The sequence below is a fragment of the Paraburkholderia sp. EG286A genome, from assembly GCF_040965375.1.
Lineage (GTDB): Bacteria > Pseudomonadota > Gammaproteobacteria > Burkholderiales > Burkholderiaceae > Paraburkholderia.
Map to the genome: position 1 here is coordinate 68654 of NZ_JBFRCB010000011.1, position 15435 is coordinate 84088.

Here is a 15435-nt window from a genome sequence, read left to right on the forward strand (position 1 = left end):
GGACCGCATCGCTGTCGATTGCGAGGACTCGACCGGCTGGACGCGCTAACGACCGCATCGGGTACTGCGCAGGGCAGTCGGGGCGAACGTGTTTTCAGCGTACCCGTGACCATGAGCTGACGGCTGCACGAAAGATTTGGAATTGGTCGGGCCGCCCTGACTATTAATCAGTGTTCCGTGTGAGCGGTGAAAATTGGTGGCGGATGTTGTTAGAGGTGTCGCTCAACAGCTTCAGTCCTTCAACGTTCCACAGAGTCTTTAGCAGGTCATACCTTCTCAAGTCTTCGCATTGAGGATCTGACGAACTCGAATCGAATGGCTGTTGGCCGGCCCGGAGGGGACGCGTGGATGTCTACGCCGAAGTGTTTGCGAGCGGCCGAAAGTGGCCGGGTGCCGACTCGTGCGAGTTGCATACTCGGCTTCGGTCTCCGCGGCCTGCGATCGGCAGCACGCGACCCGAAGCTGCCTTTCGACGAAGCCGAAAGCGGACATTCAACGCTTAAGTTAAGGGGCGTCCTTGCGAAGCGGGCACATCGCCTTGAACCGATTGTTGGGCGACCGCTGGAATTGGAGCGGCAGGAACGAGCCCGTAGTCGGACATGACCGCCAACAACTTCTGGCGGTCTGGTGGCCCGCCGGCATTCACTACCGCTTGTACATCCAGAAAGTACTGCGCACCCACGTCCGGGGTAAGGACGACAAGTGCCTTGGCAGTGGTTTGATGAGGGTTGCTGAACGAATGGACGGAGCCCTTGGGGGTATGCATCCACTCACCCGGTGCCAGGTCCCTCACAACACCGTCAACGGAATAGCGGATGAGCCCCTCCAGGGCGTACACGCATTCTTCATTGTGGGTGTGACTATGAGGCGGCGGAACGTTTGCTCCCGGCGCGACCGTCAACTCGAAGACGCCCATGCCCTTCGTGGCGGATCCGTCTATGAGATAGCGAACTGTCACGCCGCCAATTGTGATTGGCCCAAGATTGTATGTGTCTGTGGTCATCGTGAATACTCCGAACAGGAAAGGTGTCGGCCGCAAAGGGGGGGATGTAGCAACCTGTCACGACAGTCAGTATTACCGAAACAAGACTAATCCGGGAAAGTTGTTGAGCTGCAGTTTCTGGCCCGACGGACTCTGCCACTGATCTTCGGGCCCGGCTCGACCCTAAACAGCTGCTCGGCTGCTCTTCAGTCGACTGGCTATCTTATGCGTTTGCGAAGTGAGTGCTATGAGCCGCGTTTACGGCGTTTTCCAGGACGTTCTTGAATCAGCTTGCATAGTTGGCCCACGTGGAAAGCATGCCGAAAGTGCCTGCGGTGTCCCATTACAGGCGAGTCAGATTGACATGCGCTTCATACGGCAGGATGAATGTCTCAGTCGAGGGAGGGTCCATGCGTCTGCCTGCCAGCCGGGCGCCATGGAGCCGGACTTCGGCGAGGGCAATGGTCTACCGGAATCAGCGACGTTCGCTACGGGAGATAGGGCAAGACTGGGTGTAGTCAGTGCGGCCAGTCCTCGTTCGCCGTCCCCCTGTGACAGGCATGAACTCTCCGGTCCCCCGGCGAGCGTCCAGCACTCGCCGTTATCGTCAAAAGCTCTGTGATCTCGGGTGGCTTACCCCGGTCGGAAGATGCTATATCGTCCGCAACCTGAAAACAAAATCCACTTCGACTGACGCGCCCTTCGGTAATTGCAAAACGCCAATGGACGTTCGCGTGTGCACGCCAGCTTCGCCAAGGACAGCGCAAAGCACGCCGGACGCGCCATCGGCGACCTCGCTTTGCATCGTGAAGTCGGGCGCACTGCGTACAAAGACATTGATGCGCAGTACGGCGGCTATCACGTCGAGGGTCCCGCATTGCTGGAAGATCAGCGATAGAGCACGAAGTGTCGATATTGCTGCTGCACTTCGCGCGTCGTCCAGGGAAATGTCGGCTCCTGCAATACCCGCGAAGCGAACGACGTCGCCGACGCGGGGAATCTGGCCTGCGATGTGAGCGTCGTTACCGTCGATCAGGACAGGTCTGTAATTTCCGCCTACCTTCATTTTGTCGCGCGGATCAAAACCGGTTTCAGCTGCGAGCTGCAGCAACCTTTCATCCCTTGTCATGGCGGCCTTTCGAGCACGGTGAAGTCTGAAAGATCGAGTGTACGTGCTTATGCCGTATCGCGTCCGCGATCATCGCGACCAGCAACGCCTCAGTTTCGTGACCGGTGGACCATTCTGCCAGCTGTACCGGAGAGCTGTTTCAACGGCGTTACACCAATATAAAAAATCTTCACCGGCAAATGACTAATTTGTATGAATAAATAAATCATGCCGCCGATAACTACGTTGTTACCGCGCTGTGCTGCCCTTGCGGTCGCACCATGCCAGCGCCAGGCGCACCATGAGATTGGGCTTGCAGGTGTCCGTGGAGTCCGGTCGGGGTTGACGGACCTGTCGAATTTGTACCGCGACCAGACTGTGCGCCGGTCCGCTTATCTGTTTTTTCACCCTTAACACAGTGGATCATGAATTTCGGCAACATGAAACTCGGCACCAAACTGATCAGCGCTTTCATCCTGGTTTCGGCGATCAGCGCTGCCGTCAGCGGAATCGGTCTGCACAATATGGCGCAAATCAGCGCGAATGCAGACAAGACGTATCGACAGGATCTTGTCGGACTGAACCTGATCCAGCAGGCTAACGCGGACGTATTGCGCGTCGGGACCTATCTGCGCAATGCGGTTCTGGCCACAACGGCCGAGCAGCGAGCGGGCTCGCTGGACCAGGCCGATAAAGCCCTGGCCCAGGCGCGCGATCACCTCAACCAGGCAGAGCCTCTCGTCTATACCGACAAAGGAAAGGCGACGTTTGCCGAGCTCGACCAGAACTGGCAGGACTACATCCAGGCCTTCAACGAAATGAAAGGCAAGATCAGTTCCGCAGCGTTACAGGACCGGGATGGCCTGACTGAATTCATGCTGGGTGAGTACCACCGGAAGGGTTTCAGGACGCTCGTCCTGATGGGCAATCTGGTTGCCCTGAAGCAGGGCGACGCGCAAAGCACGGCGGAATCCAACGATGCCGTGTACGACGAAGGCCGGAATCTGATGCTTGTTCTCGTGGCGATGTCCGTCTCGGTCGGCCTCGGTATCGGCATCTGGATGATGCGCAGCGTAACCCGGCAACTGGGCACCGAGCCTGCGACGGCCGCCGCCGTGGCCAGAAGCGTGGCGGCAGGTGACCTGAACGTCAGCATTGACCTGCGCGCCGGTGACACAAACAGCCTCATGGCATCGCTGAAGTCCATGTGCGAGGCCCTGATGCGCGTCGTGTCGGACGTGCGCGAAAACGCTGAAGGTGTCGCGACTGCGAGCGCGCAGATCGCACAAGGCAACCTCGATCTATCGAGCCGCACCGAGGAGCAGGCCGCGTCGCTCGAAGAAACCGCCTCGAGCATGGAGCAACTGACCGCAGCGGTCCGCCACAACACGGACAACGCAACGCAGGCTGCCACGCTCGCGGGTACCGCGTCGGGCGTGGCGCAGCGCGGCGGCGAAATCGTTGGCCGCGTCGTCGAGACGATGCGCGACATCTCCACGAGTTCGACCCGGATGTCCGAGATTATCGGCGTCATCGAGGGCATCGCCTTTCAGACCAATATCCTCGCACTGAATGCAGCAGTCGAGGCGGCTCGCGCCGGAGAGCAGGGGCGCGGTTTCGCCGTCGTTGCGGGTGAGGTTCGCACGCTCGCGCAGCGCAGTGCGACTGCCGCGAAGGAAATCAAGGAACTGATTTCCGACTCTGTTCACCGGGTGGAAGCGGGCTCGATGCTGGTTGAAGAAGCCGGCGGCGCCATCAAGGAAATCGTGCAGGCGGTGAAGCGCGTAACCGACATCGTGGGCGAAATCTCGTCGGCATCGAGCGAGCAAAGCACCGGGATCGAGCAGGTGAACCAGGCGGTCAACCAGATGGACCAGGTCACGCAGCAGAACGCGGCCCTCGTGGAAGAAGCTTCGGCCGCAGCCCAGGCAATGGCACAGCAGGCGGAGAGCCTGCGCAAGACGGTGGCGTTCTTCAGGAACCGTGGCGAAAGGACGATTTCATCGCGCGAGACGAGGCCGCAGACGGCGTTTCAAGGTGGCGCACCGCGACGCCTTCCGTCTCCTCCGGCAGCAGCAACAAGGCTTGCGTCGATGCCAGTCCCATCGGAGCGCGGGGGCAAGGTATCTGCTGCTCCCGCTACCGGGACATCGGAGTGGCAGACTTTCTGAACAGGACTGTGATGCCGGGGCGAGGAGCCACACTCGTCGCGCGCAGCGGTCCAGGTCGACCGGTAAAAACGACCCACGATGACGTGCGCAGTTAGGTCATCGACAGCCATAAGAGCCGCGTCCGCGGTGCAGGATGCGCCGTCGAGTGACGGTGCGGTCACGAAAGAGAGCTCATGGACGGAGACACGCGTGCACGCTTTCAAGAGCGCGGACGTAACGCGGGGCACTACTGCATGGAAAGAGCAGCGTGCTAAAGGCCATCCTGCTGTGTCCAGAGATGGGTTATCGCCGGCTCGGGTAGGTTGCAAACCGCCAGGCCGTGTGTCCTCATGCTGGAATGCGGTGGGGTTCGAGAATCGACTTCTGACCGGATCGTCAACTAGCAACATGAGATCACCCACTCCACTCAACGTATCAAAAATCATTGTCAAGTCGCTGGAGTCTGCAGGAATCGATCATGTGTTCCTGGTTCCCGGAAAGCTCATTTACCCGCTGCTGGCCGCAATTGATGATTCGCCTTCCATTCGCGGCATCGTTGGCGCTCATGAGACGGGCAGCGCCTTCATGGCCGATGGCTACGCACGTGCCAGCCGAAAGTTCGGCGTTTGCGCAGGCATTTCCGGTCCGGGCACCATGAACTTCGTGCCCGGCATGGCGGCCGCTCAGGCCGACCGGATTCCGATGCTCTATATCGCGGGAGGCATCTCGTCGAGCGCGGAGGGTAAAGGGGCCTTCCAGGATGCGACGTCAGGTGGCATCTTTGAAAGTGGCGTGGTCAGAGGGATGATGACGGACGTGGTCGAGCTGAAGAACAGGGAAAACGTTCAGGCTGAGCTGCGTCGTGCGACGGAGGGGCTGAACTGGATGCGTCGGGCGCGATCATTCATCAGTATTCCTGTCGACATTCAAAGGCAGGATGTACCTCCCGGCCCGCAGGTAGCACGGCAACCCTACGCCCAGCATGAATTCAATCTGGGCGAAGTTCCGCCTGACCATGCCGCACTGGAAGCCCTGTGCCACCTCTATCTGCTCCAGTCGAAGAAAGTCGCGTTTCTGGTTGGGAGTCGCGGGAATGACGCGCAGACTGCGAGGGCCCTTCTTGAGGTCGCGGAAAAATTTCACGTTCCGGTCGCGACGACGCTGGCAGGCAAGGGGGCATTTCCCGAGGCACATAAACTCGCGCTCGGCATCTACGGGTTCTCAAGCCATTCGCGTGCTGCACGAGTGATCAATTCGGACGAGCTTGACGCGCTCGTCGTATTCGGCAGCGATCTGAACCAGCGTGACAGCATGAACTGGAGCAGGAAGCTGACCGAGGGGAAGGATCTGCTTATCTTCGATGACAGCTTCGATCACCCCCCGATGGGGCACATTGCGCAGCGAAGTATTTTCTCCGGAATCGGGGGCAGCTTCCGGCTGCTCGGCCGGATGAACACGGGCGCCCACGATGGATTCCAGAGAGTGCTCGAAAGAAGAAGGGCATGGGTCGACGGGCTCAACCAGATTCCCCTGTACGACAGCCAGTTCGACGACTTTGCCGCAAGGGCTTCCAGCGACAATGAACCGCTATATCCTGGCACCGTCGTCAAGCGCCTGTGCGAGCTGTTGCCCAGGGACAGCAACGTCGTGGTGGATTCCGGTGCCCATCGGATATTCATGGCTCACTACTGGCTGACGTCGGGCATGGGCAACTACTTTTCGTCCAGCTCACTCGCGCCGATGGGCTGGGCTGTCGCAGCCGGAATCGGCGTCAAGCTTGCGGCCCCTGAACGCCCTTGCGTCGTAGTCACGGGCGACGGCTGCATGATGATGCATGGAACGGAGATTCAGACGGCGGCTCGCTACGGCATCAAGGTGATCTACGTTGTCCTTAACAACGCTGCACACGGCGCAATCCACATCGACGCGATGAGGGGCGGTCAGATTGCGGAGCAGTTCACCAGACTGCCCCGTCATAGCTGGACGGCGTTTGCATCGTCGCTCGGTGTGGCGGCACGCGTGGTTAACGGCATCGACGAGCTGGATGATGTGCTCGGTGAAGCATCTCAATATGACGGCCCGTTCCTGATTGAAGTCATGACAGGCGTCTATCCCGCGCCAAACCGGTACTATTCGGAAGCGGAGGCCTGCTCCTGAACAGGAGCCCGGTGTTCTTTCGCAATGCGCGCGTTCACTGGTAGACCGGAAAACGGGCGTAGTGACGCCCGTGGTTTGCTGCCTGCAGGACTGCCGCCGCCCGGGTGTCGATGGTTCGATGGTTTGCACTGGCTCCGCTATCTGCAGCGACGGGCGAATCCATTTGGATCCGCACACGTAGTGAGGATATCGAAATGTATGACGCAACGTCTGATATGCAATTGTCGATCCGGCATTTCTCGACACAATGTGTTACAGCGTATCCGCGCGCGTTACCCTTGCACATCTGCCGGAGGATTGCCGAAGTGGAATCGTTCTCTCATCGACGTCGGGGTGCGACTGCGCAGAGAAATTGCTGAACCATGTGCGGATCGAATTGCGAGCCGGCTCCGTTGACAATTGCCTCCACGGCTTCGCTTTTGGTACGCGAGCTCTTGTAGGCCCTGGCATAGCGGATGGCGTCGTAGGCATCCGCAACCGATACAAGGCGCGCTGCCAGGGGAATTGACTCGCCGCACAGGCAGTCAGGATAACCGGTTCCATCCCATCGTTCGTGATGGTGGAGTACTACATCCTTAAACATGGCTAACAGACTGGACGCGGAGCGGCCTCGCGCGACGTCGTCGAGCAGCCGTACACCCAGTACCGGATGGCACTTCACCGCCGCATATTCCGCCTCATCCAAAGCGGCGGGCTTGGCCAGGATAATCGCAGGCACGCTGGCTTTTCCTATGTCGTGGAACAGGGCCGCGACTGCCAGACTTCCCGGTCTGATTTGTTCCGTGCCATGCAGTCGGAAATCCGTATCGCCCATCTTGCATGCCATACGGTAGGAAAGCAATGCGACGCGCTGGGAGTGCCGGATCGTTTCCCGGATCACGCCCGCATTGACATCGTCATCTGGTGACCCGTTGACGCAGACAAAGTGTTGCCATGCTACGGCATGAAGCCTGGCAGACAGTGACGAACTTCGTCTCGTGGAACCACGTTGCTCTAACAGGTTTACGCCGATATGCGCATACGGCATCGATTCTCCTGTTCCGATACTGTCGATCTGGGGCGCGCGTGTCCAGACATGGCATTCTTCGACCCTCGCTGCGCCCTTGGCGACAGCAGCCCTCTCGACCGGCCAGGATTGTTGACGATCTACAGCGGTGGGTCTCAGGGAAGGAGCCATGCGCCACTGCATTATCGTCGCGCTTGCTTATGGTAGCGCGTTGGTACATCGGCATCTCCAGACCTGCTCACTACGGCGCGGTTTATGACCAGTTTGCTTGCTGCAACCGGTGCCATGCGCGCAGGCTCGCGGCCGGTGACTCGAGCTTGCGTCCGAGGCACCGGCTTCCAGTTGGAGGAGCTCGTGAGTGTGGTCGCGCACGGCTCCCAGCGCCATTTCGCGGATAATGCGTCCGTCTCGCCGGGTGCCACGAACGGGATCAGGCACGAAGCTCCCGAAAAGTTAATAGAATCGCTCAGCCTGGGGCGCAACATCCAGTCCGTCGTTCGCATCAGTTCCCGTCATCAGCCGCGCGCAGTTCGTTACGGGCGGACAGGAGCCGGAATGTTGCTTCGTTGAGCGTGCTCGTCAGCATGCGGACATCGAGACCGTCCTGGTTCGCCGCCTCGCTCTCGGAGAAGCACCGTTGGAAGAGGCGGCGGGCGGCCGTCATGGCCCGGTACGCGTCACAGAACTCGTCAAGCTCTCGGTTCACAATACTTGCCTCCCGATGCAAGGCCTGAACGTGTGCGTCCCGGGGACCTGACACCGGCATGGAGTCGGTCGGCGCGAGGGGCCGTCTTCTACGCACGCTTCCGGCAGGACAGCTTATCCCGGATCGCCTGCTGCGCTTAGCCGCAGCAACGCGCGGTGGTCGTCCCGGATCGCATCGCAAAGCAGTCGATGATTGACGACAAGATTCCGAAGGATTGCCTGCATCGCAAGCAGCAGTTCCCCGGCCAGCTGGGTGTCCAGCCCGGCAGCGCGATATCGCGCGAGGCGATCTTCCTGGCCGGTAACGAGATAGACAGCGACGCGCAGGTGATCGTCGGCAAGACGCAGACGACGACGTTCGTCGACAATCGTGAGCATTGGTTTCTCCTTCTGGCCTTGCGCCGACCCTCTTCGTGGGCTACGCCGACGATTCGGGCTGCGATTGTGCATTGCCAGTGTATGGCCGCAGGCGTTCGGGTGGAAGTAGAACGAATATTATCCAGCCGGAGGGCCGCACTTCGCGGTTCCATCTGGCAAGCCACCGCCCCTCACGGGCGCTGCGGCATCGACTGGAGGTTCCGCGCCTGGCGAGAACGGTGTCTTCAATGGATTCAGGGAGAACCGGCGCCCGGAAGCAGTCGCTGCACTGGCAAGTAGCGGGAAACCAGTGGCGTGACCTGAGCGCACGCGTATCCCAGGATGCCTTACCCAGGGCGCGCGCAATGTCGTGCGACGACCTGGGGCTGATCGCCGCCGGGGAGCCATGGCTGCAATAATCCAGCAACCGCAAACACCCGGTGACGGTCGCCATCATGGAAGAAAAAATGGATTTGGCGGTCCGCCGTACGCCAAACGCTGTGACGCCGCCGCGGCGACGCTCGAAAAAGGCAATTCGAACCAGCAGGTCGCGGCGACCTTCAGCCTTAGCCGCGCGATGGCCCGCTGCCAGGCATTCCCTGCAGCAGATCGGCAACGTGGGGCGCCACACGCAGCTTCCGGCAAATGGCAACAACTGGCTCATTGCCGCAGTAAAGCATGCGCCTCGCGACACGGGTTCGCTGACCCCCGCTGGACCTGGGAAGCCACTATCGGGCTCATTGAAAGGCAGTTCGGTATCCGGCACTCCCGCTCGCCATATCAAGCGGATCATCCGGCATGGCCCGTGCGAACACGTCATTTTGGCAAGGAAGCAGCCAGCGGTCGAAAAATCGACCCGGCTTGGCGCGTGACGGCGATCACGTGTTGCGCCGCGCGACGCCGAGCGCGCCCGCCATCACGCAGGCAGCGACTGGTTGCTGAGCGCCACGGTCACCCGGCCGGCACGCTGGAGAGTGTGCGTGGTCAGCCCGCCTGCCAATCGCATCGTTTTGCCTCCTGGCTGCATGCGGTCGCGGGCTCTACCGGGCGGATCTTGTCTTGTGAGAGTGAAAATGCGCCTGACCCAGGCCTGGTCGTATGATACGTTCTCACCGAGGCCGCAACGATGTACCCTTGGACGTGCAAAAGGAACGGATCACTCTTTTCCGTTGGCGTCGCGAAGCAGCGACGGTGGCCATCCCCGCCGGTTCGAAGCGACGCCGTCCTGGTAGCGATGGAGGCGCACCGGCATGGAAAATACCTACGACCCGAACACACGATGGGAAGCGCCGTTCTGGGCGGCCCGGTGGATTGACTCGACGACAGACTATTCGGTTTTCGCACTGACGACCGACGGTCGCGTCGCCAGCTGGAATCCTGGAGGTAAAGCGATCTATGGCTATTCCCCGGACGAAATCCTAGCCTCTCCATTGTCCGTCTTTTACACGGACGAGGACCGTCGCGTGGGGGTGCCCGACAGCGTGCTGCGCGACGCCCGGCAGAAGGGTCGCTGCGAAGCAGAAGGCTGGCACGTGCGCAAGGACGGAAGCCTTTTCTGGGCGAGCATGATCATCACGGCGCTGTGCGACGACGCCGGTGGGCTCCTGGGCTACGGCAAGATCGTGCGCGACATGAGTGACAAGAAGCGCGCGCACGACGCGGTGGTCGAAAGTGAGCGACGTTTCCGGATGCTGGTGGACGGCGTAACGGATTATTCGATATTCATGCTCTCGCCTGAGGGGCACGTAACGAACTGGAATCAGGGCGCGCGGCGTATCAAGGGCTACGCGGCGGAGGAAATCATCGGCGCGCACTTTTCGCGCTTCTATACGCGTGAGGACGTTGCTGCAGGGCTGCCCCAGCGAGGACTGGAAACGGCGGCACGCGAAGGCCGTTTCGAATCCGAAGGTTGGCGCGTGCGCAAGGACGGCAGCCGCTTCTGGGCGCACGTGGTCATCGATGCGATTCGCGACGACGACGGCGCGCTGGCCGGTTTTGCGAAGATCACGCGCGACATCACGCAGCAGCGCGAGACGGAACGCGCGCTGGAAGAAACGCGCATGGCGCTGTACCAGTCGCAAAAGATGGAGGCAATTGGCAAACTTACCGGCGGTGTCGCGCATGATTTCAACAACGTTCTGCAGGTGGTTCGCGGCAATCTCGAACTGATCGAGGGCCGGCTCGGTCGGGAGAGCATGGTACGGGAACGTCTCGACAAGGCGATCGACGCCGTCGAGCGAGGGGCAAAACTCGCCTCGCAGCTCCTTGCGTTCGGGAGACGTCAGCCGTTGCAGCCGGTCGTCATCAATCTTGCAACCGCGCTGCGAAACATGGACGACATGTTGCGGCGGGCACTCGACGAAACGATCGAGGTTGAAACGGTAAACGCAGGTGGCCTCTGGAACACCTGTGCGGACGTCCATCAACTTGAGAACGTCATTCTGAATCTTGCGATCAACGCCCGCGACGCGATGCCGGACGGTGGGAAGCTGACGCTCGAGCTTGGCAACGCCATGCTGGACGACCGTTATGTGGCCGGACTGGAGGATGTGCCGGCAGGACAATATGTGATGCTCGCGGTGACTGACACGGGTGCCGGGATGTCTGCCGACATACTGGCGCGGGCGATCGATCCATTCTTCACGACAAAGCCCGAGGGCTCCGGTACTGGCCTGGGCCTGAGCATGGTGTACGGCTTTGTCAAGCAGTCCGGTGGTCATCTGCGCCTCTATAGCGAGCTTGGTCACGGCACGACCGTCAAGGTTTATCTGCCGCGGTCGGCGGCAAGCGCAACCGAGCGGCTGTTGCCCGTTAATGCGCCCATGCGCGGCGGAAGGGAAACCATACTCGTCGTCGAGGACGACACGAAGCTGCAATCGACCGTCGTTGACATGCTGGGTGGGCTCGGCTATGCGGTCCTGGAGGCTGACGACCCGCAGCAGGCACTGGCTATTATCCGCAGCGGCGTGCATGTCGACCTGCTCTTCACCGACGTGGTCATGCCAGGCCCGCTGAAGAGTCCGGACATGGCGCGGCAGGCTGTTGAAATGCTGCCGCACCTGAAGGTGCTGTTTACCTCCGGTTATACCCAGAACGCCATCGTACATGGCGGTCGGCTTGACGACGGCGTCGAGCTCATCAGCAAGCCGTACAGCCGGGATCAACTTGCGCGGAAGATCCGGAGCGTGTTGGGTACGCCGGGCACGGATCTCGAAGCAGCTGACGATTCAACGATGCATGGTTCGGTGCCGCCCGGCCCGTTGCGCGTGCTGGTGGTCGATGATGACGCGGGCTCGGCCGATGCCGTAGGAGCGCTCCTGGAATTGCTCGGGCATCGTCCGGAGCTGCACAGCTCGGCCGAAAGCGCTGATGATGCACTGGGCATACAGGAATATGACGTCCTGCTGACTGATGTTTCGTTGCCCGGTATGTCGGGCATCGACCTGGCACTGAAGGCGGTGCAAGCGCATCCTGGTATTCGCGTCATTTTCGGATCCGGGCTGGACGTTCCGCTGACGGGACAACTGCCGTTCCTGTGGCGCGCGCTGCGTAAGCCATACACGGCCGAGGAACTCCGCAGGGCGCTTTCCTGATTGCGAACGCGCGTCCAGCATCGGGGCGTGACTCACGGTCGATGTCCCGATCAAATAAGCGACTGAAGCCCAGCGAGATCGCTGCCCGACTGGCCCTCGTGCAACCGCCTCCCAGGTTGCCGAGCCGCCCCTCGTCTCTTCCGCGCATCGGGCAAAAAAGCGGCCGCCACGTCTGGAGGGTAAGCATTCGATCATGGCCGTCGTGAAAGCATGACGGGAGCTGGGCAGCATAGAGTCCACCAAATATTTGGAGGACGCTATTGTGGACAGGTCGGACGAAGTGGTAACTGCGGCGCCCAAGCGCCCGAATTTTACGCCGGAGTTCCGGCGCTCGATTGTCGAAATGACGCTCAAGCCTGGAGCATACGTGGCGCAGATTGCACGCGAGCAAGGCCTGAACGACAACATGGTGTTTAAGTGGCGGCGGCGGTATCTCGAAGCGCAGGCTAAGGTTGCAGTGTCAGTGGCCGTACACACGGGTGACGTGCCGGGCGCTGACAATGCTGTGATGCTGCCGGTGAATATTATCGATGCGGCTGCGAGGGCAGCAACTGAGCGACAACCGGTCGGCACGGTCGCAAGTTGCGAAGTGGGGATCGAAGTCGGCAAGCGGCGTGTGCGAATCTGCGGACTGTCGATGGAACTGGCCGAGCGTTTCCTTCGGGATTGCCTGAAATGATTGGATTGCCAGGCAATACGAAGATCTGGATTGCTGCGGGCGCAACTGATATGCGTTGCGGTTTCAATTCCCTGGCGGTGAAAGTGCAGACGGTGCTCGACCGTGACCCATACTCGGGTCATGTCTTTGTTTTTAGAGGGCGTCGCGGCGATCTGCTGAAGGCGATTTACTGGTGTGATGGTGGCCTATGTCTGTTCGCGAAGCGTCTGGAAAAAGGACGTTTCGCGTGGCCAAGTGCCGATGGCGGCGTCGTTGCGTTGACGACCGCACAGCTATCCCTCCTGCTGGAAGGCTTCGACTGGCGGTAGCCAGTCGAAGCGGTGCGCCCGCGCAGCGCGTTGTAAACGTTCATTACGTGGAGGACTCTACAAGACAGCGCCGTGTAGACTGGCTGAATGTCTGCTCTGCCCGCCGATCTTTCCGATGACGTTGACGCGCTCAAGGCGATGGTTGCCAATCTGCGCGAGCAGCTCTCATCGCGCGCCATCGAAATCGAGCACCTGAAGCTGACCATCGCGAAGCTGCGCCGCATGCAGTTCGGCCGCAAGTCGGAGAAGCTCGATCGCCAGATCGAGCAGCTTGAACTGCGGCTCGAAGACCTGCAGGCCGACGAGGGTGCAGCCGCCGCAGCCGCAGCGCCGAAGAAAACACGAGCGCACCGCGAAGCTCCCGTTCGCGAACCGCTGCCCGCCCACCTCGAACGCGACGAGCGTGTTCATCTGCCGGCTGCAGAAAACTGCCCCGAATGTGGTGGCACACTCAAGCTGCTGGGCGAGGATGTCGCCGAGCAACTCGAATACGTGCGTGCGCACTTCCGTGTCATCCGCCACCGCCGTCCGAAGCTCGCGTGTTCGTGCTGCGACTGCATCGTGCAGGCGGCCGCTCCCAGCCGTCCCATCGAGCGTGGCATGCCGGGCCCGGGACTGCTCGCCCACGTCCTCGCATCGAAGTTCATGTACCACGTCCGTTTTACCGGCAGGCGGTCATGTACGCGCACGACGGCGTCCAGATCGAGCCCGGCATGATGGGGCACTGGCTTGGCAGCCTGACGTGGCTGCTCAAACCGCTGGTCGACGCGGTGCGCCGCTACGTGTTGGGCGGTGTCAAGGTGCACGCGGACGACACACCGCTGCCGGTGCTGGCACCGGGTAACGGTCGCACCAAAACCGGTTACCTCTGGGTCTACGTGCGCGACGATCGCAACAGCGCTTCGATAGAGACGCCGGCTGTCTGGTTTGCGTTCTCCCCCGACCGGTCGGGCCAACATCCGCAGCAGCATCTAGCGAAGTTCGAGGGACTGCTTCAGGCCGACGGGTTCTCTGGCTTCCAGGAACTGTATCGTCACGGCCGGATTCAGGAAATTGCCTGCATGGCGCACGCGAGGCGGAAAATCCACGACCTGCACGCAGTACGACCCACTACGCTGACAGAGGAAGCCCTGCGCCGCATCGGTGCGCTCTATGCCATCGAGGAGCAGATCCGCGGCAAGCCACCGGATGAACGTCGCGGTGTGCGCCAGGCGCAGGCGTTGCCGTTGCTCGATGACCTCAAACGCTGGTTCGAGGCGACGCTCGTCACGCTCTCGGCGAAATCTGATACGACGAAAGCGATCCAGTACGCGCTGAACCGCTGGCCGGCGCTCGTGCGCTACTGCGACGACGGTCGTGCGGAAATCGATAACCTCATTGCCGAGCGAGCATTAAGAGGGGTCGCTCTTGGTCGCCGTAACTTCATGTTCGCTGGCTCCGACAGCGGAGGCGAGCGGGCGGCAGCGATGTACTCCCTCATCGGGACCGCACGTCTGAACGGTCTGGATCCCGAAGCGTATCTCGCCTACGTACTCGAGCGCATTGCCGAGCATCCGGCGAACCGCATCGACGAACTGCTGCCCTGGAACGTCGCACCGCACTTGCCTGCAGCCGCGAACGCCAGGCCCATTCGGTAGCCGCTCCCCCAACGCCCGTCAACTCCCGGAAGTACGGCCTCGTTCGAACGCTTACTCCCATTGGAACTCGCTGCTCGACAATGTGTTGTCCTTGCGCGCGGTTTCGTCCCAGACTGGAATATGCGGCGCAATCTCTTTCTGCCCGATCATCCAGGCAAGCATCGCTGCTGAGCCGTACGCGGTATCACCTGCAAGACGTCGAGGTTTGAGATCGTTTCGCCGCTCAACGCGGTCAATCATTGTCTTGGTAGATTCCACTTCATGCGAGCGGTTCGCGGGCGTCGCCTCGACGTCAACAATGATCCCTGCCTGCAGGTCTTCGTAAAGACCGTGGGCACCCACACCTCGTCATCCATTGCCAGGCCGATGAACCAGCGAAACAAGAGGTTGTATTGCACCTTGCTCCATCAGTTGGCGCTCCGAGCGAATGCTGTCGAGCACCTGGATTAGCATGGCTCGCAGCACTTTCTGGCGCGATGCTCGGCCGTCCACCTTTTATGTCCGCTTCGTACATCTCGGCGAACAGTCGATCCATCTTCGCCGGCGCTTCGTTCGCCATCACGCGGATCGAACGCAATGGATGCGACTTTGGGACGAAGTCGTCCAGCTTGCGCACGGAAAACAGACTCTCGGTAAACGTGTCGGCGCCCCGCATGATCTCCAGTGGGCAAGTGGTGGTTCATCTATCAACGCTTCACGAACTCTGCGCGATGACGTGCTTCAGCGGTACTTCAGCAACCTGCTAAGCCCCAT

10 protein-coding genes and 3 pseudogenes are annotated in these 15435 nt (G+C 60.7%); 6 read left to right on the forward strand and 7 right to left on the reverse strand.

What is annotated here, in order from left to right:
• Nucleotides 1-499: 499 nt before the first annotated feature.
• Both AB4Y35_RS36655 and AB4Y35_RS36660 read right to left on the reverse strand, forming a co-directional pair.
• Nucleotides 500-1003, reverse strand: coding sequence for a cupin domain-containing protein (locus tag AB4Y35_RS36655; RefSeq protein ID WP_368708272.1), 504 nt, complete (start codon nt 1001-1003; stop codon nt 500-502).
• 631 nt (nt 1004-1634) lie between these two features.
• On the reverse strand, nt 1635-2111 hold the full coding sequence (locus AB4Y35_RS36660) for a RidA family protein (protein WP_368708273.1): 477 nt from the start codon (nt 2109-2111) through the stop codon (nt 1635-1637).
• Between the two features lie 404 nt (nt 2112-2515).
• Between AB4Y35_RS36660 and AB4Y35_RS36665 the strand changes: the two genes are divergently transcribed.
• Together AB4Y35_RS36665 and AB4Y35_RS36670 are read left to right on the forward strand one after the other, a co-directional pair.
• Nucleotides 2516-4261: a methyl-accepting chemotaxis protein gene (locus tag AB4Y35_RS36665; protein ID WP_368708274.1), complete on the forward strand. Its 1746-nt coding sequence runs from the start codon at nt 2516-2518 to the stop codon at nt 4259-4261.
• A gap of 387 nt (nt 4262-4648) precedes the next feature.
• On the forward strand, nt 4649-6397 hold the full coding sequence (locus AB4Y35_RS36670; protein WP_368708275.1) for a thiamine pyrophosphate-binding protein: 1749 nt from the start codon (nt 4649-4651) through the stop codon (nt 6395-6397).
• Between the two features lie 319 nt (nt 6398-6716).
• On the opposite strand, the gene AB4Y35_RS36675 is transcribed toward AB4Y35_RS36670, so the two are convergent.
• The 3 genes from AB4Y35_RS36675 to AB4Y35_RS36685 form a co-directional block, all read right to left on the reverse strand.
• Nucleotides 6717-7574, reverse strand: coding sequence for an HD-GYP domain-containing protein (locus AB4Y35_RS36675; RefSeq protein WP_368708276.1), 858 nt, complete (start codon nt 7572-7574; stop codon nt 6717-6719).
• A 331-nt stretch (nt 7575-7905) separates the two neighbouring features.
• A complete protein-coding gene (locus AB4Y35_RS36680) occupies nt 7906-8109 on the reverse strand; it encodes a hypothetical protein (RefSeq protein ID WP_368708277.1) in 204 nt (67 codons plus the stop codon).
• A 113-nt stretch (nt 8110-8222) separates the two neighbouring features.
• Entirely contained in the window at nt 8223-8486 is a 264-nt protein-coding gene (locus AB4Y35_RS36685; protein ID WP_368708278.1) for a hypothetical protein, read from the reverse strand.
• Between the two features lie 1229 nt (nt 8487-9715).
• Between AB4Y35_RS36685 and AB4Y35_RS36690 the strand changes: the two genes are divergently transcribed.
• From AB4Y35_RS36690 to AB4Y35_RS36705, 4 genes and pseudogenes are all read left to right on the forward strand, one after another.
• Nucleotides 9716-12058 (forward strand): PAS domain S-box protein, encoded by a 2343-nt coding sequence (locus tag AB4Y35_RS36690; RefSeq protein WP_368708279.1) that lies wholly within the window; start codon nt 9716-9718, stop codon nt 12056-12058.
• A 262-nt stretch (nt 12059-12320) separates the two neighbouring features.
• Nucleotides 12321-12737, forward strand: coding sequence for a transposase (locus tag AB4Y35_RS36695; protein ID WP_368708280.1), 417 nt, complete (start codon nt 12321-12323; stop codon nt 12735-12737).
• Nucleotides 12734-13045 (forward strand): IS66 family insertion sequence element accessory protein TnpB, encoded by a 312-nt coding sequence (tnpB, locus tag AB4Y35_RS36700; RefSeq protein WP_368708281.1) that lies wholly within the window; start codon nt 12734-12736, stop codon nt 13043-13045. Before AB4Y35_RS36695 ends, tnpB begins: the two co-directional genes overlap by 4 nt.
• An 87-nt stretch (nt 13046-13132) precedes the next feature.
• Nucleotides 13133-14682, forward strand: a pseudogene (locus AB4Y35_RS36705) (IS66 family transposase).
• 57 nt (nt 14683-14739) lie between these two features.
• Here AB4Y35_RS36705 and AB4Y35_RS36710 read toward each other — a convergent pair.
• Nucleotides 14740-15000 (reverse strand): annotated as a pseudogene (locus AB4Y35_RS36710) (transposase); the annotation flags it as partial.
• Nucleotides 15000-15337: pseudogene (locus AB4Y35_RS36715) on the reverse strand (transposase); the annotation flags it as partial. The pseudogenes AB4Y35_RS36710 and AB4Y35_RS36715, both read right to left, overlap by 1 nt.
• Between the last annotated feature and the right edge of the window lie 98 nt (nt 15338-15435).